A 20,529-nucleotide genomic window follows, 5' to 3' on the forward strand; every position below is an offset into this window, starting at 1 on the left:
AGAAAAAATTTCGTAACTGGTTGGAAGAATTGAGTGATTATCCATAGATTAAACTCCTTTTTTATTCATTAATAATAAAGCTGTTAATAACATATTATGTAAAAAAATGTAATCTGTGATAAAAATAAAAGGATTTATTGAAGTCATAGTATACGGTGTTGTCCACATATAATAAGCATGTAGAAATAGGACAAAGTAGGTGGTACTGTGAAAAAACAAGGATTAGCAATGAGTGCCTATATTTCAACGATAGGTTCTGTTGCAACGAAAACATTAGGTATGATTTCAACAGTGTATATATCGAATAGAATAGGGGCAGAAGGGGTAGGTCTTTATCAATTGGCTATGACCATTTATATGATGGCTTATACCATTGCATCGGCAGGTATGAGCACCTCTGTATCTAAATTAGTAGCAGAGGAACTTGGAAAAGGAAATAGTAAAGGCGTTAAAAGAATCATGAAAGTCTTTTTTCTTATTAGTATAGCGGCTAGTGTGACTATATCGGGGTTAGTCTTTATTAATGCACCTTTTATTGCGAACCATGTGATAAAAGATAGCCGAACCATACTAGGACTAAGAATTTTATCATTAAGTGTACCTTTTATGACAGTATCGTCTTGTTTAAAAGGATACTTCTATGCTGTGAAGAAGATGATTAAGCCAGTAAGTTCAGATGTATTTGAGCAGATAGTTAAGGTACTTATGGTTATCGTTTTTCTACAAAGGTGGGGGAATGGTTCACTTGCCCATGCTTGTGGGGCTATCAGCCTTGCGATGACATTAGGAGAAGTATTTTCTTTCTCTTATATGGTATTCCTTTATACAACAGATCCAGATAGAAGACATAATAGAGGGATATCAACAAGTAGAGGTATAGATATCTTCATCCAGATTATTAAGATCCTCTTACCTATTACTTTAACAGCTTATTTAAGTTCAATTATTACTTTGTTGCAAAATGTGCTTATACCATTAGGCTTTAGAAAATCAGGTCTAACTCAGATGGAGTCTATGAGTATGTACGGTATGATAGAAGGCATGGTATTACCCATTTTATTTTTTCCGGTAGCATTGCTTACAGCATCTTCTACAGTACTGACACCTGAAATAGCAAGGGCAAAAGCTAGAAATATGTCAGAGCGTATTGAAAGTTTATCGGGAAGGACGATACATCTTATTATGGTGCTAGCTATGATTGTAGTAAGTGTATTTGGGAATTTTGGAGAGGAGCTGGGCTTACTGATTTATAACAATAGGCAAGTAGGGCATCTCTTACAGTTCTTTGTCTTTATAACACCGTTCATGTATATAGAAATTGTAATAGATGGTATTTTAAAGGGGTTAGGGGAGCAAAACAGTTGCTTAATTTATAGAATTATAGAAGCTATTTTAAGTGTAGTTTTAATTTATTATTTATTACCAATCAAAGGGGTTATAGGATTTATTGGGTTAAATATTGGAATTAATATTTTAACAGCAACTTTAAAAATGCGACGACTCATTAAAGTAACAACGATTAAAATTAATGCTTCGAAATGGTTTTTCTATCCAGCACTTGCGGCTACAGCAGCGGGTATGACAGCAAAAGTTATTGTGATTTATTTGTTGCCACAGCATTCAAGTTTGTTGACACAAGTTACATTAGGTGTTGCCATTGCTCTTAATATTTATTACATAGCTTTGCATTTGTTAGAAAATCTAACGGCACAAGACTTGGCAGGTTTAGACATTCGAAGAAAAGTATAAATTCATTAGACTAGGGCAAAATCTTATTAAATACTTTAAGTAGGAGGCATAATAATGGCAAAACAGAAAACTGAAGAAGCAAAATTACAAAGTAGAATAGATAATACAAGAGATGCGATGAATGCAGGGAATGGTTTTAAAACGGCAATGAGTTCTGGTGTACATGGTGCTGGAGATAGCTATAGAAACAAAAAATAAAGAAGATAGAAAGAGCCCTAAGGGCTCTTTTTATTTGCTCTTATTAAAGGATTAAATTTGATTATAAAAAATGCTAATCTTAAGCCATATGAGCCATATGAGCGCCACGTATTCAATATCTTTTTTTTGTGTCAGAGGGATTTAGGCGTTGACAATTTCGCCGCCATTAACGTGGATGGTTTGGCCAGTAATATAGGAAGCAGCATCGGATGCTAGAAAGACATAAGCACCTGCGCATTCTATAGGTTGACCAGCTCTGCCCAGTGGGGTATTAGAACCAAAGCTAGTAATTTGCGTAGCATCCATAGAGGATGGAATAAATGGTGTCCATATAGGACCTGGTGCTACAGCATTCACCCGAATACCTGATTTAGATTTAGCAAGAGACATAGCAAGAGAGCGGGTCAAGGCAACTAAGGCTCCTTTAGTCATAGAATAATCAATGAGGGTTTCATTACCATGAAAGGCTACAACAGAGGTGGTGTTAATAATACTAGAACTTTGTTTTAAATGAGGAAGAGCTGCCTTCGTCATATAAAAAGCACCGTATACATTAGTCTTAAAAGTTTTATCAAATTGTGCATCAGAAATAAGTTCAAACTTTTGAGTAGTGTATTGTACGGCTGCATTATTAACGAGAATATCAAGTTTATTGAAGTGATTGATAGTCTTACTAATAGCCATTTCACAATTTGCCTTATCTGTAATATCTGTTTCAATAAGAAAGCATTGTCTACCTAGAGCTTCAATTTGGGTTTTAATAGTGTTAGCATCTTCGGATTCGTTAAGATAGACGATACATACATTGGCACCCTGTTTCGCAAAGGCTAGAGCAACAGCTCGCCCGATACCACTGTCACCACCTGTAATAAGAGCGACCTTATCTTGAAGCATAATTCCCTTGCCTACATATTGATCATCATCATACACAGGGAGTGGATTCATCATATGCTCTAAGCCAGGGTGCTGACTTTGATGTTGTGAGGGAAAAGAAGTTGGGAATGACATAAGAACCTCCTAAAATTAAAATTTCAGAGATTAGTATGTACATATACACAAGATTTATGTTAATAACTAGAGCATTTGTGAATAAGACAAAGGCTAGAAAAGCCAAGCTGTGGATAAATAGAAGGCTAATGTGCTATAATTAAGGCAATACTATTTAAACAAAGATGAGAAAGAGGAACAAATAGTGAAGGAACATACTCAAATTCCAAAGGATGCCTTATTTATAATAGATACACTTGAAAAGCATGGTCACGAAGCTTATGTAGTAGGTGGATGTGTGCGTGATATGATTATGGGACGTGAGCCAAATGACTGGGATATTACAACCTCTGCCAAACCAGAAGAAGTGAAAGCTGCTTTTAAACGTACTTATGATACAGGTATTCAGCATGGGACAGTAACAGTTATTGTGGATAAAGAGCATTATGAAGTAACTACCTATCGTATAGAAGGAGAATATAAAGATTCTAGAAGACCAGAGCATGTAAGCTTTGTAACAGATATTACTTTAGATTTATCTCGTAGAGATTTTACCATGAATGCTATTGCCTACCATCCAGTAAGAGGTTTTGTAGACCCTTATAATGGGAAGAAACACATTGAACAAAATCTTATTAAATCTGTACGTGATGCTAAAGAACGTTTTACAGAAGACGCCTTACGTATTTTAAGAGCTGTTAGATTTTCTGCTCAATTAGGTTTTAAGATAGATGATAATACAATAGAAGGCATTAAAGCGTGCAAGCACCTTCTAAAGAATATTAGCAAAGAGCGTATTCGTGATGAATTCCTTAAAATCTGTATGTCAGATAGGCCAGAGGCTATTCATACACTTTATGAACTAGGATTGTTAGAATATATATTACCTGAATTCATTCCAACTTATACAACTGCACAAAATCATCCGCATCATTTATATGATGTGGCACATCATACAATAGAGGCCATGAGACATACACCAAAGGATGAAGTACTAAGACTTTCTATGTTACTCCATGATATAGGAAAAGCTAAGGTAAGATCGACAGATAAAAAAGGAATAGACCATTTTTATGGGCATCCTGAAGTGAGCGCAGAGATTGCAAAAAAAGTACTTAAGGATTTAAGGTTAGATAATCAGACCATTAAAGAAGTTACACTTCTTGTAAGTTACCATGATTATCATCTTAGACAGAAAATCACTAAAGTATATATTAAAGAGATCCTTAAAGTAACAGGTGAAGTGCTATTTGATCAATTACTTTTAGTTAATGAAGCAGATGCAAGGGCTCAAAGTTTAGATAAATTACCTATGAAACTTGAGCAAATTGCTTATGTAAGAAAGTTAAAAGAAGAAATAGTAGTAAATCATGAATGCTATAACTTAAAGATGCTTGCTATTAATGGGGGAGACCTAATTAAAGAAGGTATAGCACCAGGTAAGGCGGTAGGTGAAGCTTTAGAAAAGGCTTTAAAGTATGTAATAAAGTATCCTGAGAAGAATATAAAAGAGGAACTTGTAGAGTACATTAAAGAATAGAGGAAATGAGGAGAAGAGTAGTACTTATAGGAAAATAATAACAGAAAGGGATGCTCTACCACTTAACCATAAGTGGTAGAGCATCCCTTTTATTAAATTGAAATATGGAAAAATGGTACTTTATAAATGTTATTATTAGACTGCTCAAGAACATAGTAAGCAAGGCCATCTTCTGAAAGTTTAAAGGAAAAACTTTGTGTATTTCCAGAAGATTGATAGAGGGTGATAATAAAATCAGGTGTATTAAACCCATAGGATGAAACAATATGGGATGGTGCATTATCCATAATAAAATTAAGGACCTTAGAACTGGATAAGAAAGAAATAATATTCGTAATTTGCGCCATAGAGAGTGTACTAGATGTATAAGTTTCTTTATCACCACTTGGTAAAATCGTATGTAAAACCCCTTTTTTGGATAAGGCTATTTTGGAAGTATGATCTGTAGAAAAGCCTAAGTAATCTTTTGTACGCCATAGAGATAGGTCTGTGGAGACATAATCAAAAATTTCTTTCTTTATGGTATAAATACATTTTGTAAGTGGACTATAGGCATAATAAGTTGTTTCATCAGCAGCATTACCTGCAATAAGTTTATATTCCATATTATTTAAATCGTATAAAGAAATAGAAGGTGAATACTCATAAATCCCAAAGGCTGTTGGGTCTTCAACTTCAGATGCAACCGTGTGAATCAGACCTGGGCTGACAAAGCGCGAAATAACATTATAAACATATGTAGGATCTGCCATAACTTCTAAGGGTTCTATAAGGAACCAGTCATTTTGTGTTCTTTTAGCGGTAATGACCGAAGAATGGGCGGAAAAAACTACTTTTTCAATTTCAGCACTTTCTTTATCCCAAGGAAGTTGTGCTAAGTTAGAAGTTTGTGCAAGATAGGGCTCACTTGTACTTTTTTGATAAACGATAAGAAGCCATGTACAAACGAAGAATACTAGGATAGGAATAAACCAGCCTTTGCGTTTCATAAAATCACCTCAAAAAAATATGTAATGCTTAACGGCATTTATTGTATCACATAATTGTGAACGAATTCGTACAAAAATAGATATTTTTTTTTAGGACTGAACATATACATAAGAGGGATGAGATAAATCAATGTTTAGAAGGGGGGATAGAGATGAAAACGATGGGGAATGAGCTCTTTGCACAATATGATATGAGTATAAAAAAAGTTCAATATAATCGTAGTAATTATTATTTAGACACTAAGCAAGGTAGCCTGATGCTTAGGAAAACCATTGTGCCAAAAGATCAAATCTGCTTTCAATATGAAGTGACACAACAACTTCTCCACAAAGGTTTCACAGAGATTGCAAAAATCTATTTAACAAAAAAACAAAACCCTTATGGACTTTATCAAGATCGGTATTATATATTACAGTCTTATAATAAAACAATTGAAATAGATTTTACCAGTGAGAAGGACCTTAAGGCAGTTATAGAAGTACTGGCAAAATTTCATAAAGTAGCTAAAAATATAGAGTCTAAAACGAGAGATGTAGAGAATGCTAGTATTAAAAATATTTATGAGTATTTCCAAAAACGTGTAGTAGATGGAAAGCATATGAGAAAGAAAATTTCAAACTTCTCACAAAAAACGAAGTTTGAGATCATGTTTCTAAATGATTATAAAGCATATGAAGCACTTCAATATATGGCACTAGATTTGATTACACCACAAATTGCAGCTGAACTTATTAATAAGGTGCGTCTAGAAAAAACTCTTATTCATAATGACTATACCTATCATGCAGTAGGACAGATTGAAGGCAGTGACTGTTATATGATTAATAACCTCGATACATGCACATATAATATTCAACTTATAGACCTTGCTAATGTACTGACGAAAATCATGCAGAAAAATAACTGGAATATAGCACTTCTTGATAAGCTTATTGCCAGTTATAATGCGATTCATACTTTAAGTTATAATGAAATTAATGTACTTAAAGCAATGTTGATTTTTCCAGAGAAGTATGCAGGCATTTGCTATAAGTATACAAACTCCAAGCACCGTAATAATTATAGTATGTTTGAACATAAGTGGGAAAATATGCTCGTCTATAAAGAGGCTCAATGTTTGGCCGCTAAAGAACTTGCAAAGGAACTTTAAATAGAAGAAATAAGTTCGCAAGTTACAAAGGAGGTTAAAGGGTGAGAGGGGATAAAAGGTTTATAATAGCAGTCATTATTATCTCATGTATAGGACTTACTGGATTGTTAATGTTAATGTTTAAGGGGATTGAGTATTTTTTAGCGACAGCTATACCAGCTATAGAAGAAGAGCACATCACTAGAGAAGAAGAGGATGAGGAATCTTATATAACAAGTATAGGTGTGGTAAGAGAAATTAATGAGGAAGAAATTCATTTTTTAGATATAGGGAGAAAAAAGATTAGGGCGCATAAAATTAAACCTACAACCAAGATAACCGATAAAGAAGAGAATGTAATATCTGTTTCAGAGATTGAAGTTGGGGAAATAGTAGATATTATCTATCAACCAGAAAAAGAAAGTTTAATAGGTATTAAGCCTACAGCCAAGGCTTTTAAAAAGACTAATGGGACAAATCTTAAAATAGATCATTCCAACAGAAAGATTGAGCTTGAGGGACAGATTTATCACCATACAGGACATACACTTATATTTAATGAACAAGGTGAACTCACCAATATGCATAATGTAAAGGATCAAGATGTACTTGAACTAGTAGGACTAGAGGATAATCTTTATACCATCAGAGTTCTAAAGCAAGGGGCTGAGGGTGACGAGTGAACGTATACCAGCCTAACTAAAAGAGTGGAGATATGAGTATCATATGTCTACTCTTTTTTACTTTAAATAGTGTGAAAATTATAATATAATTAAGAAGTGTAAAAAAATGGAATATGTGTAAGGAGGCAATACAGATGAGTTATATGCATAAGTATCAAGAGTGGTTAGAAGGAGATGCCTTCGATGAAGCAACTAAAGAAGAGTTAAGGGGGATTAAAGAAGATCCTAAAGAAATTGAAGACAGGTTCTATACAGAATTAGAATTTGGGACAGCAGGGTTAAGGGGGATTATTGGAGCGGGAACAAATCGTATGAATATCTATAACGTTAGAAAAGCTACGCAAGGACTTGCTAATTTTCTTAATAGGCAAGCTTTAATAGATCCTAAAGTAGCTATTGCTTATGACTCAAGAAATTACTCAGATGTTTTTGCCAAAGAAGCAGCACTTGTACTTGCAGCTAATGGTGTTCATGCTTATTTATTTGAGGCTTTAAGGCCAGTACCAGAGTTATCTTTTGCAGTACGTCACTTAAAGTGCGATGCAGGTATTGTAGTGACAGCAAGTCATAATCCACCAGAATATAATGGTTATAAAGTATATGGAAGTGATGGGGCACAGGTTATAGCACCTTATGATCAGATGATTATAGAAGAAGTTAATGCTCTAACAGACTTTAACTTAATTAAGACTATCACGAAGGAAAAGGCCTTAGAAAATGGACTTCTTACTATTATAGGTAAAGAAGTAGATGAAGCCTACATAGCTTGTGTAAAAGAACAAGTATTAAACCAAAATGCAATTGATCAAGTAGCAGGGGACTTTAAGATTGTTTATACACCTATTCATGGAACTGGCAATATACCTGTTAGGACGATTCTTAAAGAAGTGGGATTCAAAAATATTTATGTCGTAGAAGAGCAAGAAGCGCCAGATGGGAACTTCCCTACTGTTACAAGCCCTAATCCTGAAAATAAAGAAGCCTTTAAGTTAGCAATTGGCTTGGCAAAAGACGTACAGGCAGACCTTATTATGGGGACGGATCCTGATGCAGATAGAGTAGGTGTACTTGTTCGTAATCATAATGGAGACTATGAGGTATTAACAGGTAACATGTTAGGCGCTATGCTGACAGAATATATTCTGTCCCAAAGGGCAACTAAAGGTATGCTATCTTCAAAAGGTGTAGTTATTAAGACCATTGTTACAACAGAAATGATTAGGCCAATCTGTAAGGCCTACAATGTAGAGGTAATGGAAGTATTAACAGGCTTTAAATATATAGGAGAACAGATTAGATTATTTGAAAGTCATGGAGATAAAGCGTATCTATTTGGATTTGAAGAAAGTTATGGTTGCTTAGCAGGCACTTATGCAAGAGATAAAGATGCAGTAGTAGCGTGCATGCTTGCAGCAGAAATGGCGGCTTACTATAAGACAAAAGGTATGACTTTATATGAAGGACTTATTTCTTTATATGAGAAATATGGTTTCTATAAAGAAGAAGTACAGTCTATTACCTTAAAAGGGATAGAAGGACTAAGTAAAATAAAAGATGTGATGAAAAATCTGAGAGAGGAGGGTTTAAGTACTATTGGTACGTATACAGTCGTTCGTACAAGGGATTACGAAAAGGGAGTAGGTCATTTGCCAAAATCCAATGTACTTTACTATGAGCTTACAGATGCTGCATGGTTATGTGTACGTCCTTCAGGAACGGAACCCAAAATTAAGTTCTATATTGGTGTAAAGGGAAGTAGTGAAGAAGATGCTACTTGTAAGGTTCAAGCAATTAAAGAGGCTATTAATGTTTTAATTGCACCTTGGATAAAGTAAAAAATATTTGAAAAAAATTTTTGAGATGTTTCAATGGCTAAGAGCTGATGAAGCATCTTATTTTTTACTTCAATATTCCCATTAATTGGAATTGTGTGATAGGATAAGTCCAAGCAAGACAGCTGAAAAAATAAACGATGAAATTGAGGGGGATAAGTAATGTTTAAATTACGAATTTTAGAAAAGGTTATGCAAGTGGTTACAACGGTCAGTAAAGTAGTACATACTGTTAAAGAGAAGATTCATGAGGTGACTGAGCAGGTCGAAGCCCGTTACCAAAAAGCTAAAGAAGAAAGGGCTAAAAAAGCATTATCAGCGGAAGAAACCACTATAGAAGAAACAAGCATGGGAACTGCCAAGAGTATTTCGAAGCAAGCACCACAAAAAGGAACTAGAAAAAAACAAACTACCTTTGCTATGGAGCGTCTTAAACATAAAACGGATACGAGAAGACATCTTAGTGTATACAAGAAAGAAAATAATGTGATCTACTTAACAAGTGCCTTTAAAAAACCACGTCCAGTGCTTAAAGCATATGAGGATGTTTACATAGATTTAATGAGTGTTCATTCTAGAGAGCCAACATTAGAAATATACAGTCCTTAAGTAAAAGAAGCTGTATAGCACCTACATAAGGTAGTCATAGGACTTCCTAGTCTTGTAATAAGATATAGAGATATAGATAGTCTAGGAGCGAAGATCTATGATGATTCAGGTTGGAGATTATGTTGTACGTATCTCTTACAATCGTGATGTGCTATTTAAAGTATTGGAAATAAAATCTGACGGCATTGTAAAATTAAAAGGGATATCCTATAGAATTATAGCAGATGCACCAATGGAAGATTTGGAGCTAGCAGGAGGGATGCGATTTACAAACAAAGAAAGCTATTTGATGGAACAGATCCAAGAAAGAGTAAAAATGTTAGTGGCTGAGAAGAAAATACTTAAGGACCAAAACAAACCCGTGCTCCAAAAAACAGGGAAAGTACTGCATATAGATGGAGACTCATTCTATCTTAATTTGTGTATGAAGTACTATGAGACATTGGGGGTACCAGCGGTTGGTGAGAATGTCCTTGAGTTTGAGCAACCTAAAAAAATAGGAGGTTTATTACAAAAACATAACCCAGATATACTTGTTTTAACTGGACATGACTCTTTAAATAAAAATTACAAGAACCTTTATGATATTAATGAGTATAAAAACTCAAAGTACTTTATTGAGGCTGTTAAAGAAGCCCGAAAAGCCCGCCAAAATAACAAGCAACTCATTATATTTGCAGGTGCCTGTCAGTCCTACTTCGAGGCATTGTTAGAGGCAGGTGCAGATTATGCAGCCTCCCCTGCAAGAGTGCTTATTCATGCATTAGATCCTGTGTTTATTGTCGAGCGTATCGCTTATTGTCCATTTAATGAAGTGCTCCCCATAGAACATGCCATAAAAAATACATTAACCCAGTTTAAAGGGATAGGAGGGTATGAAATTCTAGGGGTAGCACGAAAAGGAGGACCAGTGGTAGGTTTAGTAGACTCATTATCCTAACGGCGCAGGAAATGTGTTTACTTAGTGTGTTCGTTTATAAATAGAGAAAGGAGGCAGCAATCCGCCAGCTGTCTCTTTTATTTTATGCTTAGAAAAAATACATATTTCTATTTCAGAATGAATATACATGAAATAGAAGTTGGATAACTCATACTCATATACATAGGTATAGTGTAAAGGTTAGAAGAGGAGGAGCGTAAAAATGGCATTAGAACTGGTAAAGAAACAAATTGGACTAAATGAAATGACAAGAAAAGAAGCAGTACAAGTTGTCAAAGAAAGAGATATTATTGTTCCAGATGGAAAACCTGACATGCAAAGAGTACTTTACTTAGACGGAGAGATTAATATTGACCAGATAGATGTACAAGAGGATCGAGTAGTTTATAAAGGGCAATTAGATACAACAATTTTATATGTACCTGAAAACAATTCAAAAGAAATTTATACGATGAAGGGAAGTATTCCACTTGAAGACTTTGTTATCTTAGAAGGTGTAAGCAATAATCAGCGTGTAGCTTTTAACTATAATATTGAGCATATGCATTGGAATATTTTAAATGAACGTAAGCTTAACGTGAAGTCTATTATAGGGGTTTGTGTGGAAGCTACAAAACCAAAAGAAATGGAGCTTGTGACAGAGGTTAGAGGTGATGTTGCTGTTCAGACGAATACAGGTACATTAAGTGTTATTAAACCTTCTCAAAGTGGGACAGAAAAACTTGTAGTAAAAGACGAACTTACAATTCCACAAGGCAAATGTAGCATTGGTGAAGTTCTTAAAATGAATACATGTATTAAAGAAGAACAAACGAAACGTACAGACAGCGAAATTCTTTACAATGGTATTGTAGAAGTAAGTACAATGTATAAAACTCAAGAGCCTGATATGCCAGTTGAAATTGTTAAACATCGTATTCCTTTTGCAGGAAGCACAGACCTTCCAAAACCAAGTGAAGAAGCTTACTGGAACTGTGACTTGAGTGTTAAACCTATCTATATGCAGGTTTGCCCTGACTTTGATGGGGAAGACCGTGTCATAGAAGTAGAATGTATTGTAGAAGCCAAATACAACACATTTGATGAAGATACTGAGACAATTATAGATGATGTCTATTGCCCAGGTAAAAAAGTTAAGATGACGAATACATCTGAAGACTATATGACGCTTGCTTCAAAAGGCGTAGCTAAGGCATCTAAGAAAGATGTCATTACACTTGAAAACGGCGCACCTATGATCGATCAAATTTTCAGTGTAAACTTAAAACCTGTTATTGATGAAAAGAAAGTTGAAGGTGACAAGCTGACAATTAACGGTATGCTTGAAGCTAAAGTTGTTTATATTGATCCAGAAAGTGTGAACATGATTCAAACAGCTATGGAGATGATTCCATTTAGCCAAGATCTTACACTTGAAGGGCTTAATGAAGATTCTTATGTAGAAGTTAAAGTACAACCTAAAGATGTTGAAGCTGGCGTATACAATAAGAATGATATTATGCTTGAATATGGACTTGATTATATGGCTAACGTTTATAATAAAGGTAACATTCAAACGATTAATCAAGTAGATGTAGCAGATATGGATAAAGAAGAGCTTAACAGCTATCCAAGTATTACTGTTTATATCGTTAAAAAAGGTGATACCTTATGGAATCTTGCAAAACGTTTTAATACAACAGTACAAGATATTGTAGAGATTAATGATTTAGATGAAAATGCACCAATTAATATTGGTCAGAAACTCATTATCCTTAAGAAAACAAAGTTCTAATAGAAATTAAAGGGGCGGCTGCAAAGCGGCCCTTCTTTTCCTATTAGAATGAGTAGATGGCAATGTGGGGATGTATTCTCCCCCACCTGCTTCACTTCACTTTCAGAGAAACACTATTCATTTTTCATTTCATGTGTTTCTTAGCTGAAAGCTACGTAGGCAGGTTCTGGAGAACACATCCCCACGCTGACTACTAAGCATCAATACAAGAAAAGAGCTACGGCACACTTATGAAGTGGCTAATGTGGTAAGCTTATAATAGCTTCTTTTGTTTATTGTATACACGAAATACATTTTTATTGACTAACACTTTTTTAAAAGGGTATAATATAAAAAACGCTAAATCACGAAGGAGTTACACATGGATACAATAGTACTTAAAGCAAGAGGTAAGATTAACCTTACGCTAGATGTAGTGGGCAAACGAGACAATGGTTATCATGACCTGAGAATGATTATGCAGACAATTAATCTGTATGATACTATTACCGTTAAAAAGACTAAAACTCCAGGTATTCGTATTAATAATAATTTAGCATGGCTTCCAAAAGACGATAGAAATATTACGTATAAAGCAGCAGAGAAGTTTTTAAAAGAGGCGAATATAACAAGTGGTGTTTATATAGATATCTTTAAACGTATACCTGTAGCAGCAGGTTTAGCTGGTGGAAGCAGTGATGCAGCAGCAGTTCTTGTAGGGCTTAATAAATTATTTGAAACGCATTTTAGTAAGAAGAAGTTAATGGAGATAGGACTTGAAATAGGAGCAGATGTACCATTTTGTATTTTAAGGGGAACAGTGCTTGCAGAGGGAATAGGGGAAGTACTTACACCATTACCTTCATTGCCAAGTATGCATATTTTACTTGCAAAGCCTAATATTAGTGTTTCTACAGCAAGTGTATACAAAGCATTAAAGGTAGATGAAATTACAAAGCATCCTAAAACAGACGAGTATGTAGAAGCTATTAAAGCACGTAATATACAGTTTATTACAAACAATATGGATAATGTATTAGAAGACGTAACCATTAAGATGCACCCTCAAATCGAACAGATTAAACAAGATATGCTAGAGTATGGTGCATTAGGAAGTATGATGAGTGGCAGTGGGCCTACAGTATTTGGTATTTTCCCAAGTAGATATAAAGCAGCAGTGGCAGCAGAATACTTTAAAAATCAATGTGGACTCAGAGAGGTACATGTGACAAGTACATTTTGTAAAGCCAAAAGAGAGGGGAAAAGACGTGAGAGAAGAAAGTTCAAACATGAAAATTAATGAATATTTACCATTAAGGGATATTGTATTCCAAACTTTACGTAAGGCAATTTTAAATGGGGAGTTAGAGCCTGGCGAAAGATTAATGGAAACACAACTTGGTGAGAAACTAGGTGTAAGCCGTACACCAATTAGAGAAGCGATTAGAAAACTTGAGCTTGAAGGTCTTGTTATCATGGTTCCACGTAAAGGTGCACAAGTTGCACAGTTTACAGGAAAAGACATTCAAGATGTATTAGAAGTACGTGCTTCTTTAGAAGCATTAGCAGCAAAACTTGCGTGCAAACATATGGACGAGCGTTCTTTCTTAAAACTTCAACTTATTATTGCAGAGTATGAATATGCAGCCAAAGAAGATGATATTGAAGTGATGATTCAAAAAGATATTGAATTCCATGATACTATCGCAGAAGCTTCTCGAAATGAAAAGCTTGTTCAGCTTTACAATAATATGAGAGAGCAGGTACAACGCTACCGTATTACGTATCTTAAGAATACAGAAGAAAGCAGTGCTGTTATTGCAGAACATAATGCAATGTTAGAGGCACTTAAAAACAGAGATAGCGAGTTAGCATCTCAGTTAGCGACTAAACATATTGAGACACAATGTAGTTCTATAATGAAATTTATACAAAGTAAGAAATAGTAAAGGAGTTGCCTAGGCAACTCCTTTTTTATATTCATACTTTAAGAAGGTAAAAGTTTTACGGAGCTAATTTAATATAAATATATATGGAAAGCGTAGAAGGTATAGGAGAAAGAATATATAGGCTTATTTGCATAAAATCAAATAATCTAACATAAAGAGTAAAAATCAATTTACATTATCAAAAAAATTTTACTTGGTAATATGAATAGAAAATGAATAAAAATATTGTGAATATGCTAATTGTGTTAGGAATAAAATAAAATATAACAAAAAAATATACATAAAATAATATAATAGGTTGAAATTGTACAAAAATGGTGTTAATATAAATTTAAATAAGTAAACAATTTTGTAAAATATATATTTACAAATAAAATCTAAATTTTAATTTATTGTTTATAAAAAAATACAACTTAATAAAACTAGGGGGGATAGTGTGGATAAACAAAATAAAGTAAAAAGGTTCAAAGTAAGTCGAGATGATATAGAACTAACTCTTTTAGCATTACCTACTACTATTTGGTATCTTGTATTTAGCTTTTTCCCTATGATAGGTATCTTAATTGCGTTTAAAGATTTTAGAATGATGCCAGGCAAAGGGTTTATTGCAAGTTTAATTAGTAGTGAGTGGGTAGGATTAACTAACTTTGAGTTCCTTTTTAAAACACCAGATGCACTTATTATTCTTAGAAACACAGTATGTTATAATGTTATCTTTATTATTTTAGGTACAGTAATACCGGTAGCATTAGCTATTGCAATTAATCAGCTTTATAGTAAAAAGCTAGCTAAAACTTGTCAAACAGCTATGTTCTTACCACATTTCTTATCATGGGTTGTTGTAAGTTATTTCTTATTTGCATTCCTAAGCTATGATAAAGGAATTATTAATCAACTTTTAAGTTCTATGGGTCAATCTTCCGTGCAATGGTATATGGATCCTAAATATTGGCCTTATATAATTGTTTTTATGCATATATGGAAATCCGTAGGTTATGGAATGGTTGTTTACTTAGCAGCTATAACGGGAATTGATCAAACTTATTATGAAGCAGCTATTATAGACGGTGCTACAAAGTGGCAGCAAATTAGATACATTACTATACCTCTTATAAAACCTATTATTATTATTATGTTTATTATGGCAGTAGGAGGCATTTTCAGATCTGATTTTGGGCTGTTCTATCAATTACCTCGTAATGCAGGGGCATTATTTAATGCTACAGCAACAATTGATACATATGTTTATAGAGCTATTGAAGGAACAGGTAGTATGGCTATGAGTTCTGCGGCAGCATTTTTCCAATCAGTTATTGGATTTATCACAATCGTAACAGCAAATACCATTGTTAAGAAAATTGACGGTGAGAATGGATTGTTCTAGGAGGGAAGAAGATGAGTAGATATGAAAAGCAAGCATTAGAAGGTGTTGAACGGTTTAATCGTGTTTCTAAAACGACCAATATAGGTTTATCAGCATTATTTATTTTCTTTGCTATCATATGCCTAATGCCAGTTATCTTGGTATTTATGATTTCTATTAGTTCAGAACAATCTATTGCAACATATGGTTATAGATTTTGGCCTAAAGAATTCTCATTAGAAGCGTATAGATTTTTATGGGAATCTAAAGAAAGTATTATGGGATCCTTTATTGTTTCGATTGTTGTAACAGTGTTAGGAACTATTGTAGGGCTCTTACTGAATACGAGTATTGCCTATTCTTTATCTAGAAGAAATTTTAAATTTAGAGGATTCTTTACATGGGTTATCTTTATTCCGATGCTATTTGGTGGAGGTATGATTTCCTTTTACATTACAGTAGCTACAGTATTAAAACTTAAAGATACGTTATGGGCATTAATTTTACCGATGGCTGTATCCTCATTCTATATCGTTATGTTACGTACTTTTTTCCAAACGACAGTTCCAGATTCACTTATTGAATCTGCAAAGATTGATGGGGCAAGTCAGTTTAAGATATTTACTACAATTGTATTACCTATATCTTTACCAGCTATTGCAACAGTAGGATTATTCTTGACATTTGCATATTGGAATGACTGGTATAATGCCTTATTATTCATTGATAATAATAAGCTCGTGCCACTCCAGGCTATGCTTAATCGTATTCAAAATGATATCGCATTTATTAATGACAATTTAAGTACATTAGGAGCATCGGCTGCAGAACTTATTGCCAAGCTACCTTCAGAAAGTGTGCGTATGGCAATTGTTGTAATTGTTGTTCTACCTATTGCATGTTCCTATCCATTTTTCCAAAAGTATTTTATTTCAGGGCTTACAATTGGTGCAGTTAAGGAATAAGAGCTTATTAAGTTCTCAAGAATTTAATAATAAACACTTAATTAGAGGGGGAATTATAATGAATAAGAAGATGAAAATGACAGCATTATTACTCGTAGGTTTAATGTCACTATCTACAATGGTAGGGTGTAGTACAGATAAAGCGGCGCAAGAAGGAGAAAGTACAGCTAATGGAAAACAAGAATCAACATCTGATGCTACTAACTCAGATGAGCCAGTAAATTTAGTTTGGTGGACTATTGGTAATGAACCTAAAGACTATCAAATGGTTAGTGATGCTATAAATGAGTATACAAAAGAAAAGCTTAATGTAACAGTTACTTTTAAGTATGCTAGCTGGGGAGATTATGGCAAAAAATTATCTAACATTGTTCAAAGTGGTGAAGCATATGATATTGCTTTTGGATCTTCAATTTCTGGTTATGCAGATTTAGCTAATAAGGGTTATTTTGCAGATTTAAAAGATCTTATTCCTACAGTAACACCAGATTTAAATGCATTTATTCCTGAAGAACTCTGGAGAGGGGTAACAACCAATGGACAAATTTTTGGGGTTCCAGCATTTAAAGATTCTGCACAAGCTCAATATTGGGTATGGGATAAAGAATTAGTTGAAAAATTAGGAATAGATGTTTCTCAAATTCATACTTTACAAGAATTAGAACCAGCACTTAGAAAAATCAAAGAAAATGATCCGACTCAATATCCATTAATTTTAGCAGGCAGTGAGGGTATTAATGGATTTATGCCAGCAATCTGTAATTTTGATACTTTAGCAACAGGAGTTGCGGTGAAATATGATGATGCATCTGCAACAGTAGTAGTACCATGGGAAGATCCAGATTTAATGGAAAACTTAAAAATTATTCATAAATGGTTTAATGAAGGGTTAATTAATCCAGATGCTGCTACATTAACTGAGGCGCCTAAATACAGAGCGGTATATGCAGCACAAGGATTCCCACATGCATGGGAAAATGCTACTGATTATCCAAGAGCAGATAACCATTTCTTTGGACCAGCTTACTCTACAGGAACTATTCAAGGCTCTTTCTTAGCTATTTCAGCAGCTTCACAACATGTTGAAGAATCACTTAAATTAATTGAACTTGTTAATACAGATTCTTATTTAAGAAACTTACTTGCTTATGGTATTGAAGGCGAGCATTACAATAAAGTAGGTGATAACAGTATTGAAAAAATAAGTGATAGATATGATGTACCAGCTTATACACAAGGCACATTCTTTAATATGTATACTGTCGCACCAGCACCAGAAACAATGTGGACTGACCTTCAAAAACAACAAGAAGAAGCATTTGCTTCACCAGCTTTAGGCTTTGTAGCTAATACACAACCTGTACAAAATCAAATTGCTGCATGTTCTAATATTATTGATAAATATCAACCATCACTTATGACAGGATCTATGAATCCAGAAGAAGTTATTCCTAAGATGATGGGAGAACTCGAAAAAGCTGGTATCCGTGATATTGTTAATGAAATTCAAGCACAACTTGATGCTTATTTAGGAAAATAATAATTAATAAAAGGAGTAGAAGGGCGATCTTCTGCTCCTTTTATTATCATTGAATTATAGAATTTTATACTATACTAAAAAGTTTAAAAGTTTTAGAATGATATATAGATAGGGGGAATTCAATAAATCCCACGAAACAATAAGGAGAGAGGTATGACAATGAATAAACTAAAAGTAGTAACTTATAACATGCGTTATGATTGTAAAGAGGATGGAAAAAATAACTTTGAATATCGTAAACCTTACATAATTAGAAAAATTAAAGAGAAATCACCTGATATTATAGGCTTTCAAGAAATGTTACCTCATATGAAAGTATGGTTTGAAGAAAGCTTCCCAGAATATAATCTTGTAGGATGTGGAAGAGCGAAAGATTATACAGATGAGCATAATGCGATTGCTTATAGAAAAGATACTTTTGAGTTATTTGGACTAGAGACATTTTGGCTTTCTCCTACACCTTACTTACCAGGTAGTAGATTTGAGGAGCAAAGTATCTGTCCTAGAGTATGTACAGTAGCATTATTAAAACATAAGAATGGGATTAAACCAATACGTGTTTATAATACACATCTAGATCATGAAGGAGAGCAAGCAAGACTTCTTGGTATAGGCCTTGTGTTAGAGAGAATAAAACAAGATTATGAATGTTTCCCATTACCAAGCTTATTAATGGGTGATTTTAATGCAAGTCCTGACTGCAAGGAAATCCAAGTTATAGAGGAAGATGGCATACTTGAAGATACGACAAAAGGGATAGAATATACTTTCCATAATTTTGGGAAACCACAGGATTTCATTAAAATTGATTATATCTATAAAAGTAAAGAGTTTATATGTGATCAAATAGGAGTATGGGATGATGTAGAAGAAGGCATTTATCTATCAGATCATTATCCTGTAGAAGCACATTTAGTATTAGAATAGACCAAAAGGGCTGCCTTATTATGAGGCAGCTTTTTTTACGAAATCTCCAAGTTTATATAAAAAGAGCAAACCAAAGAACTGTAAAATATGTAAAATTTAAGACTTCAAAATCCATATGAATTTCAAATAAAAAATTAAGCCAATAATATATAAAATACACAAAATTAAAAACTTCTTTGTTGAAATATTAGAAAATTAACTGAAAACAAGTTATAATAAAATATATAAAACGTAAAAGAATTTGATAAAAATGTAAAATAAGAAAACTTATTTTGAGGATAATTGGTAAATTCGTGAAGGGGGGAAGTGAAATGAAAAGAGTAGGTATAAATGATATTGCGACCTATTTAGATATCTCACGTAATACGGTTTCTAAAGTAATGAATGACAGAGGAAGGGTTTCTGATAATATAAGAACTAAAGTAATAGAAACAGCCATTGAGCTAGGGTATACAAAGTTACCAGAGCATTTATTAAAAGAGCATAAAATGAGTCAGGAGCATCAAGAAGTAGAAGTAAGTAAAGCTAAAAATATTCTTGTTCTCGCTATTGCACCAGACTTTTCAACCTTTTGGGGAAACATTATTAATGGGATTACGAATGAATTAACAGATAAAGGATTTACTTGTTTATATAATTTCTTGAATTTTGATCAGGAAAGGGTATTTGAGGTTCCTAGTATCATTAAAGAAGTAGATATTGCAGGGATTATTGTCATGAATCTCTATAATAAAGAAGCCATGGAGAAGTTAGCAACAACAGGTATTCCTGTTGTCTATTTTGATATACCCCTAGGGGTTGATATAATAGAAATGAATACAGATGTGGTTGTATTAGAAGGTAGAAAGAGCATTTATAAGATAACTCGCCATCTCATCGAACAAGGAGATGAGATACTTGGTTTTATAGGAGATACAAGCTATTGTAAAAGTATTAAAGAAAGATGGTTAGGCTTTGTAAATGCACATGAGCATGCAGGATTAAAGCTACATAATGAATACTGTTTTACGAGCCATAGGCAAGGACATTTCTACTTTGAAAAAGAAACAGAAGGGGCAATAGAAAGCCTCGTACATGATATTAATTTGCTACCTGATGCCTTTGTATGTGCCAATGATGTTATAGCCCAAAAGGTTATAAAAAAGCTAGCTAATTATGGTGTAAGGGTACCAGAAGATATACGTATCTCTGGATTTGATGATATTTTTAGAGGGGATGAAGAAAGCCAATTAACTTCTGTTTATATTGATATTCATCAAGTAGGCAGACGCTTAGCAGAGCAAGTTGTATGGCGCATTAATAACCCAGATAGAGAGCATGAAGTGGTTAAAATTTGTGGTAAGATACAGTATAGACAATCTACCAATAGATAAAG

At 33.9% G+C, this 20,529-nt stretch carries 18 protein-coding genes; 16 read left to right on the forward strand and 2 right to left on the reverse strand.

Translation table 11 applies throughout. From position 1 onward, the window contains the following. Window positions 1-207 precede the first annotated feature (207 nt). Both H8718_RS04880 and H8718_RS04885 read left to right on the forward strand, forming a co-directional pair. The gene (locus H8718_RS04880) at window positions 208-1,749 is read left to right on the forward strand and encodes an oligosaccharide flippase family protein (RefSeq protein WP_249331993.1); all 1,542 of its coding nucleotides are present in this window, start codon (window positions 208-210) and stop codon (window positions 1,747-1,749) included. Between the two features lie 54 nt (window positions 1,750-1,803). Next, complete coding sequence (locus tag H8718_RS04885; RefSeq protein ID WP_177671836.1) at window positions 1,804-1,947, forward strand: hypothetical protein; 144 nt, start codon at window positions 1,804-1,806, stop codon at window positions 1,945-1,947. Window positions 1,948-2,088: 141 nt separating this feature from the next. On the opposite strand, the gene H8718_RS04890 is transcribed toward H8718_RS04885, so the two are convergent. Beyond that, window positions 2,089-2,955 (reverse strand): SDR family oxidoreductase, encoded by an 867-nt coding sequence (locus tag H8718_RS04890; RefSeq protein ID WP_249331995.1) that lies wholly within the window; start codon window positions 2,953-2,955, stop codon window positions 2,089-2,091. 184 nt (window positions 2,956-3,139) lie between these two features. Here H8718_RS04890 and H8718_RS04895 point away from each other — a divergent pair, with 184 nt between their 5' ends. Continuing rightward, on the forward strand, window positions 3,140-4,474 hold the full coding sequence (locus tag H8718_RS04895; RefSeq protein ID WP_249331996.1) for a CCA tRNA nucleotidyltransferase: 1,335 nt from the start codon (window positions 3,140-3,142) through the stop codon (window positions 4,472-4,474). A gap of 92 nt (window positions 4,475-4,566) precedes the next feature. Here the strand turns inward: H8718_RS04895 and H8718_RS04900 are convergent, their stop codons facing one another. Next, window positions 4,567-5,463 carry a DUF4340 domain-containing protein gene (locus H8718_RS04900; protein ID WP_249331997.1) on the reverse strand — a complete coding sequence of 299 codons (897 nt, stop codon included), beginning with the start codon at window positions 5,461-5,463 and terminating at the stop codon, window positions 4,567-4,569. Window positions 5,464-5,615: 152 nt separating this feature from the next. Here H8718_RS04900 and H8718_RS04905 point away from each other — a divergent pair, with 152 nt between their 5' ends. The 13 genes from H8718_RS04905 (at window position 5,616) to H8718_RS04965 (ending at window position 20,527) form a co-directional block, all read left to right on the forward strand. Continuing rightward, a complete protein-coding gene (locus H8718_RS04905; RefSeq protein WP_249331998.1) occupies window positions 5,616-6,614 on the forward strand; it encodes a protein kinase family protein in 999 nt (332 codons plus the stop codon). A 41-nt stretch (window positions 6,615-6,655) separates the two neighbouring features. Then, window positions 6,656-7,276: a hypothetical protein gene (locus tag H8718_RS04910; protein WP_249332000.1), complete on the forward strand. Its 621-nt coding sequence runs from the start codon at window positions 6,656-6,658 to the stop codon at window positions 7,274-7,276. Window positions 7,277-7,410: 134 nt separating this feature from the next. After that, window positions 7,411-9,111 carry a phospho-sugar mutase gene (locus H8718_RS04915; protein WP_249332001.1) on the forward strand — a complete coding sequence of 567 codons (1,701 nt, stop codon included), beginning with the start codon at window positions 7,411-7,413 and terminating at the stop codon, window positions 9,109-9,111. Window positions 9,112-9,270: 159 nt separating this feature from the next. Then, window positions 9,271-9,717, forward strand: coding sequence for a hypothetical protein (locus tag H8718_RS04920; RefSeq protein ID WP_177671843.1), 447 nt, complete (start codon window positions 9,271-9,273; stop codon window positions 9,715-9,717). Between the two features lie 97 nt (window positions 9,718-9,814). After that, window positions 9,815-10,657, forward strand: coding sequence for a sporulation peptidase YabG (gene yabG / locus H8718_RS04925; RefSeq protein ID WP_177671844.1), 843 nt, complete (start codon window positions 9,815-9,817; stop codon window positions 10,655-10,657). A gap of 202 nt (window positions 10,658-10,859) precedes the next feature. Continuing rightward, complete coding sequence (locus tag H8718_RS04930) at window positions 10,860-12,431, forward strand: SPOCS domain-containing protein (RefSeq protein WP_249332003.1); 1,572 nt, start codon at window positions 10,860-10,862, stop codon at window positions 12,429-12,431. A 361-nt stretch (window positions 12,432-12,792) separates the two neighbouring features. Beyond that, complete coding sequence (gene ispE, locus H8718_RS04935) at window positions 12,793-13,710, forward strand: 4-(cytidine 5'-diphospho)-2-C-methyl-D-erythritol kinase (protein WP_249332004.1); 918 nt, start codon at window positions 12,793-12,795, stop codon at window positions 13,708-13,710. Continuing rightward, a complete protein-coding gene (locus H8718_RS04940) occupies window positions 13,679-14,356 on the forward strand; it encodes a GntR family transcriptional regulator (protein ID WP_330597584.1) in 678 nt (225 codons plus the stop codon). The genes ispE and H8718_RS04940 overlap by 32 nt, the downstream gene beginning before the upstream one ends. Before the next feature lie 439 nt (window positions 14,357-14,795). Then, window positions 14,796-15,743: an ABC transporter permease gene (locus H8718_RS04945; protein WP_249332005.1), complete on the forward strand. Its 948-nt coding sequence runs from the start codon at window positions 14,796-14,798 to the stop codon at window positions 15,741-15,743. A gap of 11 nt (window positions 15,744-15,754) precedes the next feature. Next, window positions 15,755-16,687 carry a carbohydrate ABC transporter permease gene (locus H8718_RS04950; RefSeq protein WP_249332007.1) on the forward strand — a complete coding sequence of 311 codons (933 nt, stop codon included), beginning with the start codon at window positions 15,755-15,757 and terminating at the stop codon, window positions 16,685-16,687. A gap of 58 nt (window positions 16,688-16,745) precedes the next feature. Then, a complete protein-coding gene (locus H8718_RS04955) occupies window positions 16,746-18,227 on the forward strand; it encodes an ABC transporter substrate-binding protein (protein WP_249332009.1) in 1,482 nt (493 codons plus the stop codon). A gap of 153 nt (window positions 18,228-18,380) precedes the next feature. Beyond that, window positions 18,381-19,154 carry an endonuclease/exonuclease/phosphatase family protein gene (locus tag H8718_RS04960; RefSeq protein WP_249332010.1) on the forward strand — a complete coding sequence of 258 codons (774 nt, stop codon included), beginning with the start codon at window positions 18,381-18,383 and terminating at the stop codon, window positions 19,152-19,154. Window positions 19,155-19,465: 311 nt separating this feature from the next. Next, complete coding sequence (locus tag H8718_RS04965; protein WP_249332012.1) at window positions 19,466-20,527, forward strand: LacI family DNA-binding transcriptional regulator; 1,062 nt, start codon at window positions 19,466-19,468, stop codon at window positions 20,525-20,527. Window positions 20,528-20,529 lie beyond the last annotated feature (2 nt).

The organism is Zhenhengia yiwuensis (assembly GCF_014384995.1).
Lineage (GTDB): Bacteria > Bacillota > Clostridia > Lachnospirales > Cellulosilyticaceae > Zhenhengia > Zhenhengia yiwuensis.

Excerpts from the sequence above, each read along its gene's own strand:
- H8718_RS04885 (WP_177671836.1), top strand. The coding sequence starts at position 1,804 with ATGGCAAAACAGAAAACTGAAGAAGCAAAATTACAAAGTAGAATAGAT.
- H8718_RS04890 (WP_249331995.1), bottom strand. The coding sequence starts at position 2,955 with ATGTCATTCCCAACTTCTTTTCCCTCACAACATCAAAGTCAGCACCCT.
- H8718_RS04900 (WP_249331997.1), bottom strand. The coding sequence starts at position 5,463 with ATGAAACGCAAAGGCTGGTTTATTCCTATCCTAGTATTCTTCGTTTGT.
- H8718_RS04905 (WP_249331998.1), top strand. The coding sequence starts at position 5,616 with ATGAAAACGATGGGGAATGAGCTCTTTGCACAATATGATATGAGTATA.
- H8718_RS04915 (WP_249332001.1), top strand. The coding sequence starts at position 7,411 with ATGAGTTATATGCATAAGTATCAAGAGTGGTTAGAAGGAGATGCCTTC.
- H8718_RS04920 (WP_177671843.1), top strand. The coding sequence starts at position 9,271 with ATGTTTAAATTACGAATTTTAGAAAAGGTTATGCAAGTGGTTACAACG.
- yabG (WP_177671844.1), top strand. The coding sequence starts at position 9,815 with ATGATGATTCAGGTTGGAGATTATGTTGTACGTATCTCTTACAATCGT.
- H8718_RS04930 (WP_249332003.1), top strand. The coding sequence starts at position 10,860 with ATGGCATTAGAACTGGTAAAGAAACAAATTGGACTAAATGAAATGACA.
- ispE (WP_249332004.1), top strand. The coding sequence starts at position 12,793 with ATGGATACAATAGTACTTAAAGCAAGAGGTAAGATTAACCTTACGCTA.
- H8718_RS04950 (WP_249332007.1), top strand. The coding sequence starts at position 15,755 with ATGAGTAGATATGAAAAGCAAGCATTAGAAGGTGTTGAACGGTTTAAT.
- H8718_RS04955 (WP_249332009.1), top strand. The coding sequence starts at position 16,746 with ATGAATAAGAAGATGAAAATGACAGCATTATTACTCGTAGGTTTAATG.
- H8718_RS04960 (WP_249332010.1), top strand. The coding sequence starts at position 18,381 with ATGACAATGAATAAACTAAAAGTAGTAACTTATAACATGCGTTATGAT.
- H8718_RS04965 (WP_249332012.1), top strand. The coding sequence starts at position 19,466 with ATGAAAAGAGTAGGTATAAATGATATTGCGACCTATTTAGATATCTCA.